The sequence below is a fragment of the Kitasatospora sp. NPDC004799 genome, assembly GCF_040609095.1.
In the GTDB taxonomy this organism is placed as follows: Bacteria; Actinomycetota; Actinomycetes; order Streptomycetales; family Streptomycetaceae; genus Kitasatospora.
Map to the genome: position 1 here is coordinate 1 of NZ_JBEXJK010000844.1, position 1,050 is coordinate 1,050.

Here is a 1,050-nt window from a genome sequence, read left to right on the forward strand (position 1 = left end):
AACAAGAGGAGCGCACCCCCGCACCCACCCACCGCCCCCAACCACCCACCCACCCCTCCCCTCCCACCGCGAGAGGGACGCGCTGCGGGAGGGGCGGCGCAGGGGGTGGGTGCGGAGAGGGGCGTTGCGGGTGATTTTCAGACTGCCAACGGCGACCGGCGCCCCTCCTACAGATCCGGCAGTCTGAAAATCATCCAGCCCCCGCAGCACCCACCCCCGGAGCCGCCCCGCCACCCACCCTCCCGAGAGCCACCCCCCACCCCAGCCCCGCGCAGCGCCCCTCACCCATCCGTCCGCGCAATCAACAACAACAAAGCGTCATCCCTCAACTCCCCACCCGTATGCGCCAGCAGATCCGCGTACACCCGCCCCACCGCCGCCTCCAACTCCCCCGCCGAGCGCGCAGCTCCCCGCACCAGCGCCCCGACCCGCTCCGCCAGCGGGTAGAACTCCCCGCTCGTCCGGTGCCGCGCCTCGATCACCCCGTCCGTGCAGAGCACCAGCACGTCGTCGGCCCCGAGCGGCTGCCCCCAGGTGGTCGGCTCCCCCGCCGCCAGCCGGCCGAGCCCCAGCGGCACCCACGGGTCGGGCGCGTGCAGCACGTGCGCCCGCCCCTCGCCGTCCACCCGGATCGGCGGCACGTGCCCGTACTGCAGCAGCTCCATCTCCCCCGGCGTACGGAACTCCGCGAACAGCGCCGTGGTGAACTCGCCGTCCGGCACGTGCCGTTCGACGCTGGCCTCGATCCGCGCCGCGACGCCCCGCAGCCCCGCCTCGTCGTACGCCGCCTCGCGGAACGCGCCCAGCACCACGGCCGCGGTCTGCACCGCCGCCAGCCCCTTGCCCCGGACGTCCCCGACCGCGACCCTGGTCCCGTGCGGCGTCTCCAGCACCGAGTACAGGTCCCCGCCGATCTGTGAGGCGTCCGCCGCCGACACGTACCGCACCGCGAGCCGCAGCGGCCCGACGGTCGGCCCCGGCAGCTGCAGCAGCGCCCGCTGGGCGGCCTCGGCGACGGAGCTGACGGCCGCGAAGGCCGCCGCGCGCCGC

1 protein-coding gene is annotated in these 1,050 nt (G+C 75.5%); it reads right to left on the reverse strand.

Going from position 1 to position 1,050, the window contains the following annotated elements; all coding sequences use genetic code 11:
- Nucleotides 1–281: 281 nt before the first annotated feature.
- The coding region (locus ABZW03_RS41235; protein ID WP_355270057.1) for a PP2C family protein-serine/threonine phosphatase at nucleotides 282–1,050 on the reverse strand (769 nt) is incomplete at its 5' end.